The sequence below is a fragment of the Desulfurococcus amylolyticus Z-533 genome (genome assembly GCF_000513855.1).
GTDB classification, from domain to species: domain Archaea; phylum Thermoproteota; class Thermoprotei_A; order Sulfolobales; family Desulfurococcaceae; genus Desulfurococcus; species Desulfurococcus amylolyticus.
This window is the reverse complement of the sequence record NZ_KI911318.1, coordinates 1,101,918-1,123,258: the sequence shown is the minus strand read 5'-3', so window position 1 is coordinate 1,123,258 and position 21,341 is coordinate 1,101,918. Positions and strand designations below refer to the sequence as shown.

Annotated in this window: 25 protein-coding genes and 1 tRNA gene; 8 read left to right on the top strand and 18 right to left on the bottom strand. The window is 44.3% G+C overall.

The genetic code is table 11. The annotated features are described in order from the left end of the window. The first annotated feature begins 12 nt into the window (after nt 1-12). A complete protein-coding gene (locus SPHMEL_RS05895; RefSeq protein ID WP_232216821.1) occupies nt 13-936 on the top strand; it encodes a geranylgeranylglycerol-phosphate geranylgeranyltransferase in 924 nt (307 codons plus the stop codon). Between the two features lie 104 nt (nt 937-1,040). Then, nucleotides 1,041-1,922, top strand: coding sequence for a phosphatase PAP2 family protein (locus tag SPHMEL_RS07225; protein WP_084322168.1), 882 nt, complete (start codon nt 1,041-1,043; stop codon nt 1,920-1,922). On the opposite strand, the gene SPHMEL_RS05885 is transcribed toward SPHMEL_RS07225, so the two are convergent. The 3 genes from SPHMEL_RS05885 to SPHMEL_RS07375 form a co-directional block, all read right to left on the bottom strand. After that, nucleotides 1,904-1,978, bottom strand: a tRNA-Pro gene (locus SPHMEL_RS05885). The two genes, SPHMEL_RS07225 and SPHMEL_RS05885, sit on opposite strands and share 19 nt — an antisense overlap. 40 nt (nt 1,979-2,018) lie before the next feature. After that, the gene (locus SPHMEL_RS05880) at nt 2,019-2,999 is read right to left on the bottom strand and encodes an SIS domain-containing protein (protein WP_232216820.1); all 981 of its coding nucleotides are present in this window, start codon (nt 2,997-2,999) and stop codon (nt 2,019-2,021) included. Next, nucleotides 2,992-3,189 carry a hypothetical protein gene (locus SPHMEL_RS07375; protein ID WP_156915448.1) on the bottom strand — a complete coding sequence of 66 codons (198 nt, stop codon included), beginning with the start codon at nt 3,187-3,189 and terminating at the stop codon, nt 2,992-2,994. The genes SPHMEL_RS05880 and SPHMEL_RS07375 overlap by 8 nt, the downstream gene beginning before the upstream one ends. Before the next feature lie 102 nt (nt 3,190-3,291). On the opposite strand from SPHMEL_RS07375, the gene SPHMEL_RS05875 reads away from it, so the two are divergent. After that, complete coding sequence (locus tag SPHMEL_RS05875) at nt 3,292-3,933, top strand: hypothetical protein (protein ID WP_042667725.1); 642 nt, start codon at nt 3,292-3,294, stop codon at nt 3,931-3,933. 18 nt (nt 3,934-3,951) lie between these two features. Here the strand turns inward: SPHMEL_RS05875 and SPHMEL_RS05870 are convergent, their stop codons facing one another. Both SPHMEL_RS05870 and SPHMEL_RS05865 read right to left on the bottom strand, forming a co-directional pair. Next, complete coding sequence (locus SPHMEL_RS05870) at nt 3,952-4,425, bottom strand: hypothetical protein (protein ID WP_042667724.1); 474 nt, start codon at nt 4,423-4,425, stop codon at nt 3,952-3,954. A 3-nt stretch (nt 4,426-4,428) separates the two neighbouring features. Further along, complete coding sequence (locus tag SPHMEL_RS05865; protein WP_232216782.1) at nt 4,429-4,668, bottom strand: hypothetical protein; 240 nt, start codon at nt 4,666-4,668, stop codon at nt 4,429-4,431. Between the two features lie 106 nt (nt 4,669-4,774). On the opposite strand from SPHMEL_RS05865, the gene SPHMEL_RS05860 reads away from it, so the two are divergent. Then, complete coding sequence (locus tag SPHMEL_RS05860; protein ID WP_012608673.1) at nt 4,775-5,566, top strand: DUF2258 domain-containing protein; 792 nt, start codon at nt 4,775-4,777, stop codon at nt 5,564-5,566. On the opposite strand, the gene SPHMEL_RS05855 is transcribed toward SPHMEL_RS05860, so the two are convergent. Next, nucleotides 5,555-6,532 (bottom strand): DHHA1 domain-containing protein, encoded by a 978-nt coding sequence (locus SPHMEL_RS05855; protein ID WP_042667723.1) that lies wholly within the window; start codon nt 6,530-6,532, stop codon nt 5,555-5,557. The two genes, SPHMEL_RS05860 and SPHMEL_RS05855, sit on opposite strands and share 12 nt — an antisense overlap. Before the next feature lie 202 nt (nt 6,533-6,734). Between SPHMEL_RS05855 and xerA the strand changes: the two genes are divergently transcribed. After that, on the top strand, nt 6,735-7,739 hold the full coding sequence (gene xerA, locus SPHMEL_RS05850) for a site-specific tyrosine recombinase/integron integrase (RefSeq protein ID WP_042667722.1): 1,005 nt from the start codon (nt 6,735-6,737) through the stop codon (nt 7,737-7,739). Here xerA and SPHMEL_RS05845 read toward each other — a convergent pair. Beyond that, nucleotides 7,736-8,203, bottom strand: coding sequence for a hypothetical protein (locus SPHMEL_RS05845; RefSeq protein ID WP_042667721.1), 468 nt, complete (start codon nt 8,201-8,203; stop codon nt 7,736-7,738). The two genes, xerA and SPHMEL_RS05845, sit on opposite strands and share 4 nt — an antisense overlap. 83 nt (nt 8,204-8,286) lie before the next feature. Between SPHMEL_RS05845 and SPHMEL_RS05840 the strand changes: the two genes are divergently transcribed. The 3 genes from SPHMEL_RS05840 to SPHMEL_RS05830 all read left to right on the top strand — a co-directional run bounded on the left by SPHMEL_RS05840 (nt 8,287) and on the right by SPHMEL_RS05830 (nt 11,603). Further along, entirely contained in the window at nt 8,287-9,801 is a 1,515-nt protein-coding gene (locus tag SPHMEL_RS05840) for an aminopeptidase (RefSeq protein WP_042667720.1), read from the top strand. Next, entirely contained in the window at nt 9,791-11,230 is a 1,440-nt protein-coding gene (gene proS / locus SPHMEL_RS05835) for a proline--tRNA ligase (RefSeq protein ID WP_051401018.1), read from the top strand. The genes SPHMEL_RS05840 and proS overlap by 11 nt, the downstream gene beginning before the upstream one ends. A gap of 124 nt (nt 11,231-11,354) precedes the next feature. Beyond that, nucleotides 11,355-11,603, top strand: a complete 249-nt coding sequence (locus SPHMEL_RS05830) for a hypothetical protein (RefSeq protein ID WP_042667719.1) — start codon at nt 11,355-11,357, stop codon at nt 11,601-11,603. Here the strand turns inward: SPHMEL_RS05830 and SPHMEL_RS05825 are convergent. The 11 genes from SPHMEL_RS05825 to SPHMEL_RS05775 all read right to left on the bottom strand — a co-directional run bounded on the left by SPHMEL_RS05825 (nt 11,595) and on the right by SPHMEL_RS05775 (nt 21,331). Beyond that, nucleotides 11,595-12,287 carry a diphthine--ammonia ligase gene (locus SPHMEL_RS05825; protein WP_042667718.1) on the bottom strand — a complete coding sequence of 231 codons (693 nt, stop codon included), beginning with the start codon at nt 12,285-12,287 and terminating at the stop codon, nt 11,595-11,597. The genes SPHMEL_RS05830 and SPHMEL_RS05825 overlap by 9 nt on opposite strands. 91 nt (nt 12,288-12,378) lie before the next feature. After that, nucleotides 12,379-13,782, bottom strand: a complete 1,404-nt coding sequence (locus SPHMEL_RS05820; RefSeq protein ID WP_042667717.1) for a V-type ATP synthase subunit B — start codon at nt 13,780-13,782, stop codon at nt 12,379-12,381. A 2-nt stretch (nt 13,783-13,784) separates the two neighbouring features. After that, complete coding sequence (locus SPHMEL_RS05815; RefSeq protein WP_042667716.1) at nt 13,785-15,539, bottom strand: V-type ATP synthase subunit A; 1,755 nt, start codon at nt 15,537-15,539, stop codon at nt 13,785-13,787. Nucleotides 15,540-15,598: 59 nt separating this feature from the next. After that, nucleotides 15,599-15,916: a hypothetical protein gene (locus SPHMEL_RS05810; protein WP_042667715.1), complete on the bottom strand. Its 318-nt coding sequence runs from the start codon at nt 15,914-15,916 to the stop codon at nt 15,599-15,601. Nucleotide 15,917: 1 nt separating this feature from the next. After that, nucleotides 15,918-16,868 carry a hypothetical protein gene (locus SPHMEL_RS05805; RefSeq protein ID WP_042667714.1) on the bottom strand — a complete coding sequence of 317 codons (951 nt, stop codon included), beginning with the start codon at nt 16,866-16,868 and terminating at the stop codon, nt 15,918-15,920. Between the two features lie 9 nt (nt 16,869-16,877). Beyond that, on the bottom strand, nt 16,878-17,453 hold the full coding sequence (locus SPHMEL_RS05800; RefSeq protein WP_232216819.1) for a V-type ATP synthase subunit E: 576 nt from the start codon (nt 17,451-17,453) through the stop codon (nt 16,878-16,880). A 9-nt stretch (nt 17,454-17,462) separates the two neighbouring features. Continuing rightward, nucleotides 17,463-17,936, bottom strand: a complete 474-nt coding sequence (locus tag SPHMEL_RS05795) for an ATPase (protein ID WP_042667712.1) — start codon at nt 17,934-17,936, stop codon at nt 17,463-17,465. A gap of 82 nt (nt 17,937-18,018) precedes the next feature. After that, nucleotides 18,019-19,992 carry a V-type ATP synthase subunit I gene (locus SPHMEL_RS05790; RefSeq protein ID WP_042667711.1) on the bottom strand — a complete coding sequence of 658 codons (1,974 nt, stop codon included), beginning with the start codon at nt 19,990-19,992 and terminating at the stop codon, nt 18,019-18,021. Then, entirely contained in the window at nt 19,993-20,286 is a 294-nt protein-coding gene (locus SPHMEL_RS05785) for a hypothetical protein (RefSeq protein WP_042667710.1), read from the bottom strand. Between the two features lie 11 nt (nt 20,287-20,297). Then, nucleotides 20,298-20,720 carry a DUF61 family protein gene (locus SPHMEL_RS05780; protein ID WP_012608657.1) on the bottom strand — a complete coding sequence of 141 codons (423 nt, stop codon included), beginning with the start codon at nt 20,718-20,720 and terminating at the stop codon, nt 20,298-20,300. Further along, nucleotides 20,717-21,331, bottom strand: a complete 615-nt coding sequence (locus SPHMEL_RS05775) for a V-type ATP synthase subunit D (protein WP_012608656.1) — start codon at nt 21,329-21,331, stop codon at nt 20,717-20,719. Before SPHMEL_RS05775 ends, SPHMEL_RS05780 begins: the two co-directional genes overlap by 4 nt. Nucleotides 21,332-21,341 lie beyond the last annotated feature (10 nt).

Genomic DNA, 21,341 nt, shown 5'->3' with positions numbered 1-21,341 from the left:
TAAACCTTGCCTATGGGCGTACCTGTAGCGCTCGTAATGGTTTTAATTTCCTTCTCTTCGTTATCCAATATATTAGTGGTTGATATGGGTGTTATTGATTATTGTCGCATGATGAGGTTGCCTAACTCCCTGATGAGTGGTTTCGGCGCTATCTTTATGTTATTGATGTTTAGATACTATGATTTCTCTGGCGTGGGCCTTGCGAGGCTTTTGGTGGGCTTTGTAACAGGTTTTACCATTACATCAGCCTCTATGCTGGTTAACGATGTGGTGGATTTAGAGGTTGACCGGGTTAACAAGCCGTGGAAGCCCCTGCCTAGTGGTAAGGCTTCCCCGAGGATCTCGCTTACCCTGGCACTTGTTCTCGTAATGGTTGGTGTGTTATTAAACCTGGTAATTAATATTTATGTAGCGTTGGTTGCAGCAGTATACGCTGTACTAGGACTCAGCTATAGCTTCCTGAGGAGGCATTGGTGGAGCCAGCTCGTGGTAGCTACCTCTACAACGGGTCCCATAATATATGGTTATACCGCGGCTGATGCACCGCCCGGCGATACAGTTGTAGTTGCCGGGCTCTCTCTCACAATATTCATAGTTACATTAGGCAGGGAGGTGTTGAAGGCCATACAGGACATCGAGGGCGATAGAATACAGGGGTATGAGACAATACCATTGAAGACCGGCGTCGAGGCATCCTCCAAGTTACTCGTGATAACAGGGTTCACGGGGCCTCTCACGGGGATTTTGACAGGCCTACTCACGGGGTCCAGCATACTCTACAAGATACTTATCGCTGCAGCCGGCATCCTCTACTTCTACTCTATGATCAAGGCATATAGGTTCCTGGGCATTAAGGAGAAGCTTGAGGAGGCGAGAAGAGAGACCCTGGTTGAAATGTTGATTGGGTTACTTGGCTTCTGGCTCTACAAGGCTTAATCAGCTAGGAGAACGGTCTTCACGGGCTCCGGTTACCGTCATTTCATCATCGAGTAAATATATTATTCTAAGCCGGGGAATATAATATTAGTTCACCAGGAGGAATGATCTTATTGCAGGGATTAAATAATAGGTTTAAAGTACTCCTGGATGCAGTGATAGCCATAGCCCTCGCCTCAACAATACTCTTAAATAACACGGGCGTATGGAGGATGTGGAGCATCCTCGGCGAGGAATACATATACTTGTTCACATGCATATTATTATACTATATAGTAGACCCCTACACAGGCTTATATACCGTTCTCGCTGTAATAGCCTCCGGCTCATTAAACCTGGTGATGAAGTACTCATTCAACACGCCGAGGCCACCAAACCCGTTAGTGGAGGCAGAGGGCCCCGGGTTCCCAAGCGGTCATGCACAGATCTCAACATCATTCTGGGGCACACTCACACTGAAACTAGGGGATAAATACCTCTCAGTAGCCTCAGCACTATTGGTTGCAGGCATATCGCTGAGCAGGATATATCTAAGAGCCCACTACGTAGTAGACGTGGCCGGCGGAATCACTGCAGGGCTAGCTATAGCCCTGATAATTTATTATCTAGGCAGTAGGCTTGAACCTGGGTCAGCATCTATCACGATAGGCGCGGCAGCAATAGCTCTATCATCAACTACACTATTACTTAGGCAATGGGAGCCCACGGCGCTAGGGTTAACTGGAATAGGTATAGCACTAGTAGCCTCAGGCAGGAGGATAAAGGACGTGATAGAGGCGTTAAACACTATGGATATGAGACATAGAATAAAGGCATTAATACTAGTGCTAATAGCTACTGGGCCATTATACCTGGCAGCTAGAACAGGGGGAGTGGCGAGGATAATATTTTTCACCATAATAGGCTTGATAATATTCAATACACCACTGATCCTAGGAAAGAAGACAAGGAATAGGAACACGAATAGTGGGGCCGCGGGGATTTGAACCCCGGGTCACGGGGGCCCAAGCCCCGCATCCTAGCCAGGCTAGACTACGGCCCCTCAGATACTAGGTTTAATAGTGCTTAGAGCTTTTTAACCTTTAAAGCCCGGGGAATATATTATGCACAGACTCCTTATACCTCTTGATACTCCTTGTCTCAAGGGGATCTATACCCCTGAGAACAGCGAGCCTGACGCTGGCCACTCCGAGAACTAGGCTACCGTAGATAAGCTTATCTAATAATGTCTCCCCTCTAAGACTTAACCTATGCCTCCAGGCATTAACCTCCTTGTATATTTCATCCATGAACTCCACGAGCCTGTATCCAGCCTCGTCAACCGGGTCGAAGACTTCAATGATCTTTAAGGGTATACCACTAGGCTCCTCATACCCTACTATATCGTTATGCATCCATTCAGGTGCAACATCTATTTTAACCGGTATCTTACTGTTCTCATTAAACTCGTTCTTACCCCTTAGAGCCAGCGCTTCTAGAGGGGTATGGGTTGCAATAACCAGTAGACCCTGGATTCCATGGATCCACTCGGCTAGCCGGTAAGCCTCTTCCACCGCGTTATCCATGACACTATTTATGAATGACAAGGTTTCCTCAGCATCCCTCTTACCCACCATGGATAACCCGCTCGAGTCAAGTAATCCAAGGATCTTGAAGAGCATTGATGGGAGGGAGGCTCTTGGAGCAAGACCCGTGGGTAGTGGAATATATGGTAATCCATGCTTCAAAGCATAGTCTCTTAGATGACCCCCGCTGGAGACCACCACTATATTCCCCGTCTTCTTAAACGCCTCGATAGTTGCATTTACTGTTTCAACAGTATTACCACTGTAACTAACTGATAAAACCAGTGTCTCTGAGTCAATGAAGCCAGGCGCGTGATGCGATTTAGAAGTATACACGGGGAGGCCTCTACTGGTTTGTGAAAGAGTAGCTAGGAAATCCCCTACTATACCGCTACCACCCATACCGAGTACCACGATCTTGTCGAAGACCCCGGAAACCCTGTATCTCCCCCATTCAAGCAGGGCCTCTCTAATCTGGTTAACCCAGCCCCTATACATCTCCTCCAAGCATGACACCCCCTTCAACCGTTTCCCGCCCACGCTCTAGGTCTTCGTTGGGTGGTTTATCACGGTTCCTCCCCGGCTCCCTCCCCGTAGACAGCCATGGGTCTCGGAGAGCTAAGGGGTCGCCAATAGACTTAAAGAATCTGGCGCTTATAAATTTAAACGGGTAAAGCAAGGAGAGCATTAAGCATCCTGTAAAACCTTCAAACTAGGAACAGATATACAACCTAGTTATTCTTCTTTTAAATGGGTTTGAGATATAAAATAACTATAGCGTGATGGTAGGGTGGATTTAATAAGACTACTTACAAGGGGGTTTAAAGCCGTTGTAAGCCATTATATGGGTATTAAGTCAAGGATAGTGCTCGAGGTATTGAATAATAAACCAGTAGACCCGATCATTATACTTGATCAAAACAGTATACTGAGTAGAACCATAGGGTTAGAGGGATCATCTATACCTGGCATCCATATAAACCAGTTGGTTGAGGCTAGGAAAGGGCTACTCATAGTCTTCGAGCCAGGGGAGGAAATAGAGTTCTATCCCCTAGTAAAAAACTATGGGAACATACTAGTGTTTACAACCCCTGGCTCCAAGGCCAGGATACCCAGGTTCTTCGCCAAGATATATGTCGATAAGATAGATGAGGACACTTACCTTATGAGAATGTGGAAGGGCAGGGTGGTAAGGATATATGTAGACATGGATAGGCTGCGTATAGCTAGTAAACCAGAGGGGGTTTATGGCCAGGTATACGATTTATTGAGGAAGCTGATGATAGAGTATGGTGAGATAACTATTAAAGACGCCATAAGGGCCATATCGCTTGAGTTAGGTGTAGAAAAGGAAGTGGCTAGGCAAATAATCTACAAGCTCCTCAAGGAGAGGTATTTCAGGGTGGTACATGGTAAAATAACCTTGTACTAGTTTAATCGGTAGGAGTCCTCAACTCCATGTGGAGAGGAGGGACTCGTCGAAATATATCTTATAAATCCCAATCTTCTTGAAGATCACGTTGATGTAGTCATCTATAATATTCCTTGAGACACCTATCTTCTCAGCCCTCGAGATAACAATGTTTTCAACGATAGAGTACTTCTTATACTTCTCATTAAGCTCCTTCCAGGGTATACCGGTGAATGCCTTTATGATAACATTATCTATGGGGAGATAACCCCTGAGAATCATGAAGGCTATAATGGGGTAGCCCACATACCCTTTGTAAACAGTTCCATTATCATCGCTATAAGCCCTGAAGACGCCTTGCCCCTCCTCTAGTAGGATAACCCTGTACTTTCTCTCACCAGTACTTGAGGAGACTACAGCCCTACTAGAATCAACTATTTTCACCCGGTTATCCCCGATGCACCCAGCGGCCTCTAGGACCTTGATCCTAGGGGGTCTTGCAAGGAGCTTCAAGACCTATACCACCAGTTTCCTTATTACAAGCGGGTTCCGTGAGATCTCCTCCCCAATACCCTCAATCTTCTGACCTATCCCGAGCCTTAGATAGTTGTCGAGTTCTTTTTCATCAACAAGGACGTAGAAGTCTCCCTCAGAGCCCTCGATATCCCCATGTACATATAGTAGCGGTGAGTTAAATCCATCTAGGTACTCTATTCCCACAACAATACCTGAGAAATTCTTTCCACCACTCAACACCAACACCACTGTATTAAAAGTAGTTTCTCACAGGGTAATAAATCAGTTCAAGGCATTAATTAAGTTAATTAAGCTGAGATAATATATTATTTCTTAGGGATCACTTATGAGTGGGGAGGTAGCCAAAGAGTTAAACACTGGTATCGTGATAGCCGGTGCATATGCTGATAAACTACGTAGAACCCTCTATGCTCAGTTAGCAGGTATCGTGAAAACAAACAAGGAGTTTGCGAGGGAGATTGCGAGAGCATCCGCGGAGCTAAACATGTTGCTCTTCCACGTATTGGTTGAAGGGGTAAAAGTAGATAAGGGAGATGCTGTTAGAATCAGGGTGAAGTACATTATCGATGAGAAAGCCATGAGAATAAAATGGCTATATGATACACTTAAACTAGAAGTATTCAAGAGAGTACCGGATGAACAGGTCGAGAGCATAAAGAACAAGGTAATTAACGAGAAACTAGCTGAGATCCAGGAGAAATATAAGGAAGCACCTACGCGTGAGGAAGCAGAGAGAATCCTGGCTGGGGAGACTGAGGAAACCGTGGTGGAGAAACCAGTGAAACCAGTCGAAGACCCCCTAGATAGGATTATGTCACTAGACCTTGTTGGTGAAACAATTGAGGGAGGCTACCTCTTCAAGATAACCGGGAGGGAGGGAGCCTCGATAGGGCTTGTATCAATGGTTGCCAGCGGTGAAGACGTAGTGTTCGACGCGGTATTACTTGGAGATGGGGAGATAGCATACAGGTATATCGCTAGAACTCATGGGAGGCTCAATCAATACGTTGAAGCCCCCGATAAGATACTCGAGGAGCTGAGGAAGACCAAGCCTACCCAACTAGGTAGGGATGAGGCTTCAAGGCTAATAGAGGAGAAAATGAAGTCACTGTTGTGAAAAGCCTTTAATGGCTTCATCGAGCCTGACGAGAAACTCGTTGAAAAACTCTTTTTTAACCCTGGCTCCTGCAGCGAACGGGTGTCCACCACCCATAACAGGAAGCTCCCTCGACATGATTCTGAGAACCCTGTTTAAATCAATGGTGTTATCTCCCCGTAGGCTCATTACATATGTATCGCCTCGTTCCTCAATGGCTATACCTACCCGTGTACCCCCATATACCCTCGCATAGTTGGCAGCTTTACCAATGCTTCCAGGAGGGTTTACGACATACCCTATTGCTCTATAGACACGGATATTCTCCTTGACCCATACCCGTAGCTCTTCATCTCGTTTAGCCTGCTCCAACCCTCTTTCAACAATAACTGGATTACTGCTTGGAATGCTATTTCTAGATAAATACTCTACTATTCTCCGTTTGAACTCATAGTCACGCCGAGTTCCCTCCAAGGCCTGGATTAGTATGCCTGCCTCGAGGTATATGGACCTCTTATCCCATTCGGTCAGCGTTCTTTTAACCCATTGGGTTTCATCGAGATAGTCGCCTATGGCTCCGTATAGTGCTATCCGAGAGTATTCTGGGTCCAGGCCCCTCTCGTGAAGGAATATATATGTCAACTCAGAGGCGGAGCAACAAGTATTATGATATACGTTAACTCTATCCATATCATTAAGCCTGGTATTGAGGGGTTCCGGGTGGTGATCTATGTAAACGACTTCACCATATCTTCCTCTCTCCTCGAGTAGTCTCAGGACCTCCTCAGCATGCACCTCGTTCAAGGCTATATCAGCAATAAATATGTTGTCGCCATTCCTCGTGAACTCCCTGAGATCCCCTAGTAGTCCAACCGGGTGTGTGAAAAAGACTACTGGTTCCTCCCTAGCCTTGTAGAAATTATAGGCCAACGCCCCCGAGGCTACACCATCACTATCGCCATGAACAAGTATCACGCGCCTAGGCATGGTACCACTTCCTGCTTGAATACCTGGATAAAGGTCAGCCCCGCGCGGCGTCTTCATCCCATTCAAGGGTTTAACCTGCCACGCATCTTCATCCCATTATTGTTATTTGATTACAGCAGGTAATAATGTTTAAACCATCGTATTAGTAGTAGCCCTTTATCTTAAAACATGATAATAGTGGATCCATTGGCAGGGATTTGTTTTGCCGGGCAGAATAGAACTTGGTAAAGCGCCTCAAGGTATGCTGGATTTAAGCAATAAAGAGATAGTGGAGGAGTTTAAGGCATCTCTTGAGGCATCAGGAGCATCAGAAGAGACGGTAAAGGCGTATCTATCTGCTATCAAAGACTTCCTTGGTTTCATCGGGGATAAACCGTTAAGGGATGTAACTTTAAGGGATATATTGGCATGGCGTAATGATCGATTGAGAAACGGGTTTCCAAACAGGAAAATAAGTGATAAGGAGAAATGGCTGGTTACACTCCATTACTATACCTTGTTCCTTAAGAGGTTTTTTGAATGGCTTGGAGTAAATATAGTTGTGACACCGGTAAGGAGGCCCCACGCCAGCATTAATGTGTTGAGCGATGAAGAGGTTGAGAAACTCTATAATGTTGCTAGGACCCCACTGGATAAACTAGTATTGAGATTACTTGTTGACACTGGCCTCCGTAGCCGTGAGTTATTGGGCCTCCGTGTTGAAGACGTTAATTTCCATAGTAGAGTGATAAAGGTTACTTCGGCCAAGTACGGTAAGGAGAGGTACGTCGTAGCTACAGAGGAAACCTTCAAGATGCTTGATGCCTGGATAAGGCTCAATGGGTTGATGCCTGGAGACAGGCTCTTTAATTTAACATATAGTGGATTATATAAGAAGTTAAAGAGATTGGCTACACGGGCTGGAATAGCCCCTGAGAGGGTTAGACCACATGTATTAAGACATACATTTGCTACGCGCGCCCTGAGAAGAGGCCTCAGCCTTCCAGCACTCCAGAGGTTACTGGGTCACTCGGACATTAAGACTACGCAGATATACCTTCATCTCTCAGTAGAGGACTTGAAGAAAGAGTATTATGAGAAAATGGATAAGCACCCCGAAACCAGGGTAAGACGATGCATTAGATGTGGTAGGGAGCTCCCCTTTGATGCGTTATATTGTCCATACTGTGGTAGTATGCAACGAGAGGCGGCCTCTATTGAGTCTTAGGCCTCGTCGATCAACCTGGCTATAATAACCCTTGGGATATCTTTGTAACCAGGGTTTTTCTCACGGTATCTGGTAACCAGTGCTTCTCCATCACTAACTGGGTAGGTGTCCTGGTAACCCTCTATATCCTTGATGACATCCTCGTTAAATACAGCGATAAACACCGGGTTAACAGGTATGCTCCACTTTTCACCACTATACTTGACTCTAAGCAGCTCCTCGAGGAACTTTTGGTCGTCCTCATATTTACAGTTTAATACGACCCTATAGTATTGAGTAATATAATGTGCGATAATAATGAAGGCCAGCTCATTGTTCTTAAACCCCTTAAATACGCTGATTTCACTGTGATCTTCCATGACAGCGTGGGGGCCGGGCTCTATCCTATATCCCTTGCCAACCAGAATATCCAGTAACGCATCCAGGTTCTTAACGTTTTCCAGCTCTAATATATTGGTTGTCATGCATACTCCCCTTGAAACAGTATTCTTCAATGTAAAATACTATATCCCTTATTAAAGATGAAACCTATAAGAGAGGGTTGAAAGTGGTCGGGGTAATCAAGCCGGGCTCAGCCTCTGAGAAAAAGTTTCTTGAAACCCTCAGGGAGACGCTGGATGAGTACTTTGACTGGGTAACAATCTACGAGACACCAGTGCTGAGATGGGACTGGAGTAAGTGTGTTATCGAGATAAATGGTGAGGAATATAAGTGTAGACCACTACCGTACACGCTCACAGGGGTTGGTGAGGGCAGGGGTCTAACAGCTAAAGGAGTGAGCAGAGAACTGGGGGGCAAGGTGCTCCTCCATGAATATCCCTCTAATATCCATGAGCTCAGATTCATTGTAGGCGAGGCATTGAAGAACGGTGCAGAGGCTATAGTGTTCATGTATGAAGGAGGGAGACCATGGGATGCCGCAGTATTATCTAGTAGTATACCGGTCTTAAAGCCGGATACCCCGCCAGGGATCCCTGTCGTAGTCCTCGAGTCTAATCCTAGGAGGATGAGTGGTTTCAATGGGGAAAGAATACGTGTTGAGACAGAGGCGAGGATACATGATGGGGTTGGGAGGACGATGTTAGCAGGGATGAGTAATGGTGATAAAGTTAAAGTACACGTGTCCACACATCATGATGGGATCCCAGATGATAGTGAATATATAGGTAAATACATTGAATTACTTAGAGACATCTTAACTATCGCAACCAGGCATAGTAATGTAGAAGTTGTTTTTGTATCGTACACGGCGAAGGAGATAGGCGATCCCCAGTTGAATAGTTATACATGGTCCTGGGGCTCTAGATACCTCTTAGAGATCCTTGAATCAAAGAACCTGCTGGATAACACCCTCCTAGATATAAACCTGGATTTTAAAGGAGATGTTTTCGAGATAATAGATAACCCGATACCGCTTCTCCCCAACCCAGACACCGTGAACAAAGGTAAAACACACTTCGGCTTCGATAGCCTAGCATACCTGAATCATGGGATTCCCTCGGTAACAATCTCAGGGTTAAGCCCGGGTAATGTGGAAAGAGATATATATAAAGATATAGGGTACGTTATCGAAGCCCTCCTTAAAATAGTAGAGGACCCCCAATCAATGCTTAAAAGGCTATGGAGTGAACTGGTTAAAAAGCATGATGCAGCCCCCTTAGAGTACAGGAATTCGGTGACAAGGATTTATGAATCCAGTAGGTTCACCGGGGTTTCCAACGCTGTCAAGGCTCTAATTACCTATACATCTGCTTTAGCCTCACTATATGTAATTGCAGGCGGCGAATTTCACTCATGTATAACCCATGCGCCCCTATATTCGCTTCTCGGGGAGTATATGAATAGAGTTGAGTATAGGCTTGGGGAAAGGGGGAGGATAATTGTGTGGAGCCTCGATAACATAATACTGGATGCAGGGGTAAGACTAGAGCCAAGCCTGATAAACAGTATCCTTAAAAGAATAGAGTCCTTCATGCTTATTAAGATTGATGAATTGTTAAATAACATACTAGAACTACAGGTATGTAGGAGAAGTATACAGGGTGCAAGCGATGAGCATTAGGAAAAGCATTGGGATAGATAAATATGAAAACTTCCCCGAGTGGTATCAGGCAGTATTAAAGGAAGCCGGCGTCATCGATATAAGATACCCTGTTAAAGGCATGTATGTATGGATGCCATACGGATTGAAAGCATTGAGGCTCACCCAGAGGATAATAGTGGATCTCCTCGAGAAAACAGGACACCAAGAGGCATACTTCCCTACAATGGTGCCAGAAAGCGTGTTTTCACGTGAAAAAGATTTTCTACAGGGTTTCGGAGGAGAAACATTCATTGTTGAGGGAACAATGACGAGGAGGTTTAATGAGAGATTATTCGTTAGGCCAACCAGTGAAACAGTAATGTATTACATGTGGAACATGTGGATAAAGGGGAGGAAGGATCTTCCATTGAAAATGTATCAAGTAGTAAACGTGTTCAGGTATGAGACAAAGATGACTCATCCAATACTAAGGGTAAGAGAGATAATGGGCTTCATAGAGGCTCATACGGCACACCACTCGAGAGAAGAGGCCGAGAAACAGATAATCGAGGCCATAGGGATATATAAGGAGTTCTTCAGTAGGCTTCAGCTACCCTACTTCATAGTCAAGACACCTCCATGGGACACGTTTGCTGGTGCAGAGTATAATTACGACTTCATAACGGTTATGCCTGATGGAAAAGGCCTCGAGCTAGGTAGCGTTATAAATCTAGGGCAGAAATTCGCTGGGGCATTCGAGATAAAATTCATGGATACTGATGGAGAAGAGAAATACGTCTACCAGACATGTTATGGTGTGAGCGAGAGAGTTCTAGGCGCGGTTATAGGAATACATGGAGACGAGGTAGGATTATTCTTCCCGCCAGAAATCGCACCAATACAGGTCGTCATAGTGCCAATAATGAAGCCTGGTGAAAAAGAGATTCTTGAATACGCTTTAAAGATAGGAAGCATGCTGGAGTCACATGGCTTAAGAGTCTTCATAGACAGCGACCTAGAGCATACACCTGGATGGAAATACTATTACTGGGAAATGAAGGGAGTGCCAACCAGGATAGAGGTAGGGGCTAGGGAGGTTGAGACATCAACAGTAACCATTGCTAGGCGGGATAAAAGAGAGAAGCAGGTAGTTAGGCTAGAGGAGGTCCTTGAAACCCTCCGCAAGATATGGTCCGAGATAAACGAGTATCTGAGGATTAAGGGGTTGGAGCACCTTAAGAAGAAAACAATATTCTTGCCGGATTATCCTGAGAATAAGGGGTTCAATGGATTAATCATCGCTCCCTGGGATGGAAGCAAGGGATGTGCTGAGGAACTCGAGAAAGAGACGGGCAAGAACGTCCTCGGAGAGATAGTCGAGTCCCCGATACCTCTCCCTTCACCTACCCAGTACATGGCGTGTAGTAATAAAGCTGATAGATATGCCCTGCTAGGTGTAACATATTAGGCCCAATGGATTTCCAACTAGCTGACTATATTCTTGATTAGAAAGGATTAGAAAAACGGAACCATTAACTTTTAAAGTCCATAATTAAATCCTTTAATTAGTAAGCGTTTCCCAGGTGGTATAGATGAGTGAATATATAAAGCAGTTAAAAATACAGATAGCAAGCAAAGTACCTGGTGTAAAATTCCAGGATAAATCAGCGTTAGAGGTAATGATCTTAAGGGAAGGTAAAGCCGTCTTAACAATAAGGGATGAAAAAGACTATGTTGTATTAACAACATCCGATGGGAACTCTTTTAAGTATGATAAATGGTATACCAAGCCGGAGCATCTTGCGGACACGGTAAAAGTATATATTGAGAGATTAAAGTAGTAGGTTTTTTTCAACCAGTTTAATCCTCAAAGGCTCGAAGTATCCCTCAAACTCGGAAACAATGCTTTTCTCACCAGTAATAACCAACTTATACCTAAACAGTGGTGAATCAACAACAATGGTTTCAGCATCACCGCCCTCAAAAGATGGGTTAAATCCGTATTTCTCCGCTAGTTTAACTAGTCTCTCAACATCACTCATTGTTATTTCCCTACCCAGTATATCCAGGGGTATCCCCATGCTCGTTATGGATGTAACGAGGAACCTGACACCATAATCTAGTAATTCCTCAAGGTAGCTACGGGGGTCTCTGCCCCATAGTGGGGTATATAATTCGAGCCCTAGTTCATCCGCGATAGCCTTAAACCTAGTTCTCTGATAGTTGCTGACTATGGCCCCAGTCACAAGTATCTTTATACCATACTTGTCCCTGACTCTTCTAAGCAGATTTCTCAAGGCATCTAACTCTAGTTTCTCATCGTAGACACCAATGGATTCAAGCGGTATGTTTAGAGAATATGCTTGCGCCTGGACAACGTTGAAGCTTGGTTTATGGTAGAGCATAGAGTACTTGTAGAGTGGTATAATAGTTGAGAGAACTGCCACTTGATGCCCTGCTTCAACTGCCTTATGCAGGGCATATGTTGAATCCTTTCCACCACTATAAAGAACGGTGGCCTTCATTAATTGCCACCGTTAAACATGGGATTATTGAAAAACGGTGTTCATAGTAAATTATTTCTATTAGGTGGAAGGATTGTATACGCGTATCCAACTATGGGTTGCCACCTTTATATTTGGGATGATATTTCCTTATGTATTCTACTTTAATCATCTTTAATTCTTCTTCGGGTAGAATAGCTAGAAGCTCCCATCCCTTATCCAGCGTCTCCTCTATCTTCCTCCGCTCATATTCTCCCTGTCCAATGAACTCCCTTTCAAACCTGTCAGCAAACTCGAGGTACTTCCTATCCCTCTGAGTAAGTGTTTCCGTACCAACTATTACGGAGAGCTCCCTCAGTCTTATACCTTCAGCATAGGCGCTTATTAACTGCATAAATACATTATTGTGGTCCTCTCTTGTCTTTCCTTCACCAATTCCATCCTTCATCAACCTTGAAAGACTCATTAGTGGATCGAATGGTGGATATATACCCTTCAACCATAGCTGTCTCGAGAGAACTAGCTGACCCTCTGTTATATACCCTGTGAGATCCGGTATTGGGTGTGTAATATCATCATCTGGCATGGTGAGTATTGGTAGCTGTGTTATACTACCCTTCTTACTGTGGACGCGCCCGGCACGCTCGTATATTGTTGCCAAATCAGTATACATGTAGCCAGGGTATCCTCTTCTACCTGGGACTTCTTCTCTTGCGGCACTGAGTTCTCTAAGGGCTTCACAGTAGAAGGTCATGTCTGTTAATATTACAAGTACATGCATGTCATGCGTCCACGCTAGGTGCTCAGCTATGGTTAATGCTACACGGGGTGTTGCAATTCTCTCTATGACTGGTGAACTAGCTGTATTGATTAATGCAACAGTTCTCTCAAGGGCACCGGTCTTCTTGAAGTTATCTATGAAGAACATTGCATCATCATATGGTACTCCTATAGCTGCAAACACTATGGCGAACTTCTCCTCTTTACCGAGAACTCTTGCCTGTCTAACTATCTGGGCGGCGATCCTATTATGGGGTAGGCCTGAGCCGCTGAATATTGGGAGTTTCTGCCCTCTTACAATACTGAATAATCCATCAATAGCTGAAATACCGGTTTCAATGAACTCTGAGGGCGGTAACCTCGAAGCTGGGTTCAATGGCGCCCCATTTATGTCGAGATAATCCTCCGGGATGATCCTTGGACCCCCATCTATTGGCCTGCCTAATCCATCAAATATTCTTCCAAGCATGTCGATGCTTACAGGTATTTTAAGCGTCTCCCCGCGGTACTTTACTCTTGACCTAGATAGATCAACGTCGGCTACTCCACCAAATACCTGTATTACTGTCACCCCTTTACTGACATCTATTACCTGTCCTAGTTTCACCTCGTTTGTTGGAAGCGTTACCTCTACTATTTCACCATATGTTACACCAGGTATTGTCTCAGCCAATAATAGTCCTCCCTGTGCTTTAAGTAGTTTACTTGAGATCCTCGTGGTTAATTTCACCGACATATCTAACTCTCCTCCCTAAGATTCTTGAATTCTTCCTCCATTTCTATAAGTATACTATCAAATTCCTTGGTGTTATCTCCAAAAGGTATATGTTTCATTCTAGCAATTCTCTCCCTTATCTTCATGCCGCGTATTTTCTCGAATGGCACTCCCAGCTTTATTGCTTCGAGAGCTTTCTCGTAGAACTTATCTATTATTGTAGCCATCTTAACTGTTTTAACAGGGTGGGAGAAGACATCGACGAGGCTAAGCGCATCTTGCTGTAGGAAGTCCTCTCGTATAATCCTAGCTACTTCAAGGGTGAGCCGATCCTCCACAGGTAGCGCGTCGGCTCCCACCAGCCTCACTAATTCCTCTAGCTCGGTCTCTCTCTGCAGGATCTTCATGAACCTCTCCCTTAGATACGGGTATTCACGGCTTATTTTAGACCACCATTCTGTTACATTATCTATATATAGGCTGAAGCTGGTTAGCCAGTTTATTGATGGGTAGTGCCTTCTATACGCTAGGTTAACGTCTAATGCATATAATGCCCTGATAAGCCTTAGAGTGGATTGTGTAACTGGTTCACTGAAGTCTGCTCCAGGCGGTGACACTGCACCCATGATGGTGAGGCTGCCGGTTCTCTCAGCTGAGCCAATGGTTTTTACGTACCCGCTTCTCTCGTAGAACTGTGCCAGCCTTGATGTCAGATAGGCTGGGAAGCCTTCCTCACCCGGTAGCTCCTCTAAACGCCCACTGATCTCTCTCATCGCCTCAGCCCACCTGCTAGTTGAGTCGGCAACGAGGAGGACGTTGTAGCCCATATCCCTATAGTATTCTCCAAGTGTAATACCTAGGAATATACTTGCCTCCCTGGCTGCGACAGGCATGTTGCTGGTGTTAGCTATGAAGATGCTTCTCTCCATCATTGGTTTACCGGTCTTAGGATCTATTAGCTTGATGAAACTGTTTAATGCGTCAGCCATCTCGTTTCCTCTCTCGCCGCATCCGATGTAAATCGTTATATCTGCCTCACTCCACTTTGTAACGGTGTGAAGCAGGACTGTTTTACCTGTGCCAAAGCCTCCCGGCACAGCGGCTTTACCGCCTTTAGCTAATGGGAATAGAAAATCTATAACTCTAATACCTGTAATGAACGGCTCTCTGTGCTCTAATTTCTCCTTGTAAGGCCTAGGTCTTCTAACAGGCCATTTCTGGAGCATTGATACTTCTTTACCGCTTATCTTGGCAATAGGCTCTACTATACTGTAATCTCCTTCACTGGCCACCCATTCAATAACCCCGTTAATTCCTGGTGGAACCATTATATAGTGTTTAACCACCTCTGTTTCATTAACGTAACCTATGAAGTCACCCTCGACAACTTTATCACCTGGTTTGACAAGTGGGATGAAGTGCCATTTTTTATCACGTGGTAAAGGAGTCGTCCTGACCCCCTTCCTAACGAATATGCCTGAAAGTGCCTCGATGACTGGTAGAGGGCGCTGGATTCCATCGAATATGGATTTTATCAGGCCTGGCCCTAGCTCAGCTGATAATGGTTGCCCGGTAGGGTATACGGGGTCACCAACTTTTAACCCTGTGGTATCCTCGTATACCTGTATTATCGCCTTATCGCCCTCTACCCCTATGGCCTCACCAATTAATCTCTCCTCACCTACCTCGATTACCTCGTAGACGCTTACACCTCGCACGTTTTCAGCTACTACAAGGGGGCCTGAAACCCTATGTATTATCCCTTTATGCATACTCATGACGATTCGCCTTTACCAGAGTAAACATATTTACAGGTATTTCTATTAGTCGGGAAAGATTATATAGGTATTTCGATGCCCAGGTATTTCTTAGCTATCTCGGCGTAGTATTGCCTAATATCGATCCCAGCCAGCTCCACTGGCTTATCGAGTTCAACCACGAGTATCCTGTTTTCATCCACTAACTCCAGGAGCCCCCGGCACTCACTGAGCACTTGTTTATAGGTGATTAAGACTGAGTATTTGCCTATAGTGGGGCGGAGTTTTTCAATTATTTCACTACAATTACCATTATATACTATTGAGGAAGCACCCCCAGCAACACCTATTAGGGATAAGTACTCATCACCTATAACTAGTATTTCGCCTCTGTACAATTCAAGTCACCCATTTACTAATGAATGCCGAGGCCTCTTGTCTATATAAGCCGGAGCCGGCCACTGTGAAAACAAGCTTCAAAAACACGTATTGGCCAAGTAGTTTAAGCATGAGCCTACAGGTTTTTTCAATGACTGTTTTCTGAAGTATGAGGGATGCAAGATAGTATAGACCCGTATAGACACCTAGGTCTAAGGCCTCGATGCCACTTGAGAACTTTAATGAATCGTTTATGGCTTCTGAGAAAACCACCGCGAACGGCCTATCCTTGGAGAGCATGGCGCTTACCTCCCTGATACTTTTTCCACAGTTCTCGTAAAAATCAGCCGGATTAAGCGAGAAGACCCTGGGCTGGAGCTGCCTTACTTCTGGATATAATATACAGGCTTTAAGCAGCTGTATATCATGTAGTAGGTTGACTAGAACGCTTAACTCGTAATACTTTAGTTTATCAACCTTCATGGCTAGACTGTCTAAAGCTCTAATTATCTGTTGTAACTGAATACTTCTCTTATTTATGTATTCTTTAACCAGTCCATGTAGCTCTACTGGTAGAATCTCTTTCAGTATATAGATATTCATGGGATCAGGGATTTCCGGTATTAAGAGCGGTAGGGGTGAAGCCATTAGTGGAGGCTTAACTCCAGCGGTGAGTGCGTTTAGGGATAAGTAAAGATCTAGTGAGCTAAGTAGCCAAAGTATTTTATCAGTAATAGATCTCTCCTCATTCTTGGCTTGACTGAATAATGATTGCAATATGCCTCTATAGCCTTTATCTAATGCATTATATACATCTATGAGGGATATCCTGTGAATCCCCGCTAATTTACCTATTTCACTAGCTAGGAATTTCTCACTGAGATAACCAATCGCTGTCTCTAGATTCTGTGATGACAATATATTAATGTAGTCGCTTCTAGTAAAAAACAGCTTGGAGGATTCGATTAGCATGGGGATGCATCAGCCCCACAGTATTCTCCTGACCTCATTTAGATACTTGTTCTGGAACTCCTTGAACCGGGATTCATACGTGTTATCCACTATTATACCGCTGGCAGACTCAACTATTATTCCACCCTCTATATTGTCTGCCTCTATTGAGACCCCTGTTAATCCCAGCTCAGTAACTACCTCCCTAGCTGTCTCCAGGTCTCTTCTACTAACAATAAGTCTTCTAGGTGAGTCAATGACTTTCATAGATTCGGTGATCAGGTTTTTGAGGGAGGCTTTGACATCGAATCCGCGGCTTCTTATAACACTGTATGCTTGATTCAATATGTCTGAAATAATATTATCTACTTCCATCGATATAATGAATCTCGCCTCTCTTACAGCATCTGAAACAATGTTGTTTGCCTCCTTCTCTGCCTCACTAATAATCCTTATTCTTTCTTTCTCAGCTTTCTCTCTCCATAAGGCTTCAGCCTCCCTTATCTTCCTCTCTGCTTCTTTCTCAGCCTCCTTCACTATCTCCTCTGCCCTAGCCCTTGCCTCCTCGAGTAACCTGGCTTTTATCGCCTCGCTTTCCAGTGCCACCAATTATTGTCACCCAAGTAAGGATAGACCGAGAATCGTGAATACTATGCCTAATATACCCCATAGCTCTACATATGCTGCAAGCACGATCGAGTTCATGAGGTTGCTGCCCTTTGTTCTAGGTAACTCAGCAATACCGTTGGCGCATATTATTCCCTGTGCCCAGGCAGATAGGTATTCAGCTAGGAAACCAGCTAGCCCGATGCCAATTAATGCGAGTGCTTTCGTCATGTTAATGCTGTCCAATGGTAGGTTAGGTATATACATCAGCATTATATAGATCATTTGTATTAAACCATAGAAGGTCTGAGTCATTGGTAGTGCAGCCAAGATTAATACATTCCTGAACTGAGTTGGGTCCTCTGCTAGAACCGATGCACCTATACTGGCCGCATGCCTCATACCTGTTGTTGAACCAGTGATACCGCCAGCTAATGGTAATGCTGCTGCTAAATACATAAGCCCCATGGCTAATGGATCCATTTAACCACCCTTATACGCAAACTGGTTCTTATATAGATCCAATCTGGGGATTAAAAACAAATTCAATAATCTTTTATCTTTTCTAAGAAACCACGATACGTTTAAACGCAACTATAGAGAATGGATTGTACTCGCGTCCCGAGCCATCGTAGAATTTCATAAGGAACTCGAGCATACATAGCCTCAGCGAGTGCACGAATGCACCCATCTGTGAGAGAACCATCACCAACAGGTGTATCAGTAATAGCAGTGGTGCCGATACAATGTATGCTACCATAGCCCCGGCTACACCAGGTATAATCGTTGTCAATCCATTGATAACTAGTTTAACCATTATATTGAATGAGCTAGCCATATAGAAGCTTGCAAGGCTAACACCGGCTAGTCTAACATAGCTCATGACATCGCCGAGGATGCCTGTGAGCTGGAATATCCACATTAGGAATCCAAGTCCCCTCATCGATAAGTAGTTGCCTACGATAACTATCACGACGCCTAGCAATGTTAGATATAATAGTATTTTCTCCGGTATTAACGTTAAAAATGGTACCTCATACCTGAAGAACACCTTGAGCACGTAGGGGATTCCGAATAGCTCTGAGATAAATAATCCAACCTCGTTGAGGAGATCTCCTCTCCTCCTCTCCCTAATGAACTTCATGGTGGCCAGAACATGTGCTATGTTAATATGTATCAGCCCTATTAACAAGGCCAGCTTTATGAACTCCACTGGTTGACTAAACACCGTTAGGATTGCCGGTATATTTATATTTAATATGGAGGACGATAGATCACCGAAGAATGAACCACTGAGTAATCCAAGTACTAGTGAGATGATATTGGAAACTATGAGGAGGCCCTTGAACTCTTTATAAGCATTACTATACGGGTTCTCAACTAGTTTATCCATGATTAATAAAATAGATATGAAACCGGCTAAGGCGTATCCTGCATCAGCATTCATTATCCCGAAGAAGAATGCGAAGGAATACATGATCAATGGCGTGGGATCATGCTCCCAGTAACTGGGGACTCCGTAAAGCCTTGTTACGAGTTGGAAGTATCTTATCACTCCCTTGTTATTAAACTTTGTGGGTGGGTTATCAACGCCTCTCACAGGATCCCTATACTCTATGAGGATGGGAATATTTATCTTCCTTATAAGATCCTCTAGTATTCTAACAGCATCACGGGGGAGCCAGCCTGTTACAGCTGATAAGTGCTTCAGATCAGTCGTTATCCCGCTTACTTTATAATATTCAATATAGTTCTCCACGATTAAGAGATACTTACCCAGGATTTCTCCATGAGACTTGATCTTTTCAACGATTTTCCCTTCTAGGCTTTCATCCTCCTCGCTTAGCTCGGTTATCTTCTTTCCAAGATACTCTTTAAGTAAGCCGATTGATTTATGTGGCTGTATGAACTCTAGTAGTTGTCTACCGGGATACCATATCCCCATAGAGGATGCTAGTGAGAGCAGCTGGTTTAAATCCTGTGACGAAACATATACTATAATGGATACTTGTTCCTCATCGATCTTAAACGAGTGTGCAGCTTTAATCAAGCCGGGTTTTTCTACTAGTTCATTGATTGTTTCCCGCTTACCTGTTAAAAGGATTGATGAGAGATGCCTACCCTCATAATATATCTCAGTGGTCTCCATGGTGTCTGGTAGAGGGTTTATGGCTGTCTGAAGCATTTTAAGGGAGTCAAGTGTCTCCCTCACATGTTTCAATTTACTCTCTAGTAATGCTACTTCGTCTTGCAGGCTAGCTACATCCTTCTCTATCCGGCTTATCTCGATCGATGATAGCTCCAGGCCTGTTATAGATACATTTATAGCTAGGCCCTTAGCTTTCTGGATCAGTGAGTTAATACGTTCTCTAAGAGACTGTAGTCTTTCATATTCTCTCACTATCTTCTCTGCTTCAACTGGTTCTATATCGATAACCCCGGCCTCCTGTAGTAAACGTAGCGCCTTCTCTTTATCAGCTTGGAGGAAGGCCGCATTTATTTTTACCATTTCACTGGGTTTGCTTAATAAGAGCCCCATCTATAGCCCCACCACGGTTTTAACCACGTATTCAACTACTTTTCTTACTCTCTCCTGTGGGATATTTCTTAGGTTTTCGGCGTCTTTCTTGGCTTTCTCAATTATTTCGTCATGCTTTACTCTGGCACTAGCTATTAGGGCTTCGGCCTCTCTCCTATATTCCTCAACTGGTATTGGACGCTTCAGTATCTCCTCTGCTTTTTTCTCAGCCTCCTTCAGTATCATTAACTTCTTTTTCTCAGCCTCCTTAATGATCGCATCTATTGACTCATCGACATCCTTAATAGATGACATCCTTGAACACCCTAAACAAGGTTAATTGATGTGCCGGGGTTTAAGAGTATTGTTGTAGTGGTTCTTAATATCCGTCTTAGCTCTAAAATATGCGCGCGGCTGAGGAATAGTGGAGTAGTAGGATTCCCTATATTCATTACTGAAGCAATTGCTTTAGCCCCTATTTCATCCCTTACGACATATATACCTTCCCTTTCTCCGGGTATATACTCTATTACTATAGGTAGTTGAAGACTGCATGCGTCATCAGCTAGGATATCGCGTAGCCTTCTTAATTCACGGGGATCCAATACATGTTGGCTTCCATCCCTAAGAACTATGTATGGTATCTCCATCTTGAGGAGCTCGCATAAATTCTTTCTCTCATATGGGGCATGCTTATTAACCAGCCTCAACTCTTCACTCAGAAATCTCTCAATATAGTTATTGCTCATTTCTCCCTCCTCTCAAGGCTAGCTTTAACCCTCTTCAATCTTGCCTTTTCTTCCCTCTCCCTTTCATCGAACTTTAACTGGAGTATCTTTATAGTGGACTTGAGCCTGGGTATTAAGATGTAATCTAATGCGTTTACCCTTCGCTTGGTTGCCCGTATCTCCTTACCGAGAGCCCTTAAAGCATACTCTGTTTTCGCGAGGTCTAGGACTTCCTCTATGAATCTGGTTGACTCCTCTATGAAGTCGTCGAAGGGAGTCTTTACGGTCTTCTTCTCAGTATTCTTCACTAGTATGGCTGTCTTGGTTTTAACCCCCATGATGTTTTCAGTGCCTACTACACAGTTATTTTTCGGCACTGTTTTCTCCAGCAGGCTATATATGTTCTCGCCGTAGACCCCTGAAAGCATGACAGCCCTAGAGTTCAAGTTAATAAGTAGGGTGCTCACGCTCTGCCTCTTGGACACTCCCTCTTTAAGGAGGGCTAGGAACTCATTAGTTAAAATGATGAGTCTCTCACGCAGTATCCTCTCAACCTTCACGCTTATCTCGAGCCTTCTCTTAAGCCTTATCAACTCGATCTTGGTGGGACGCACTCTCTGGAGGCTTGACATGGCTTAAGCA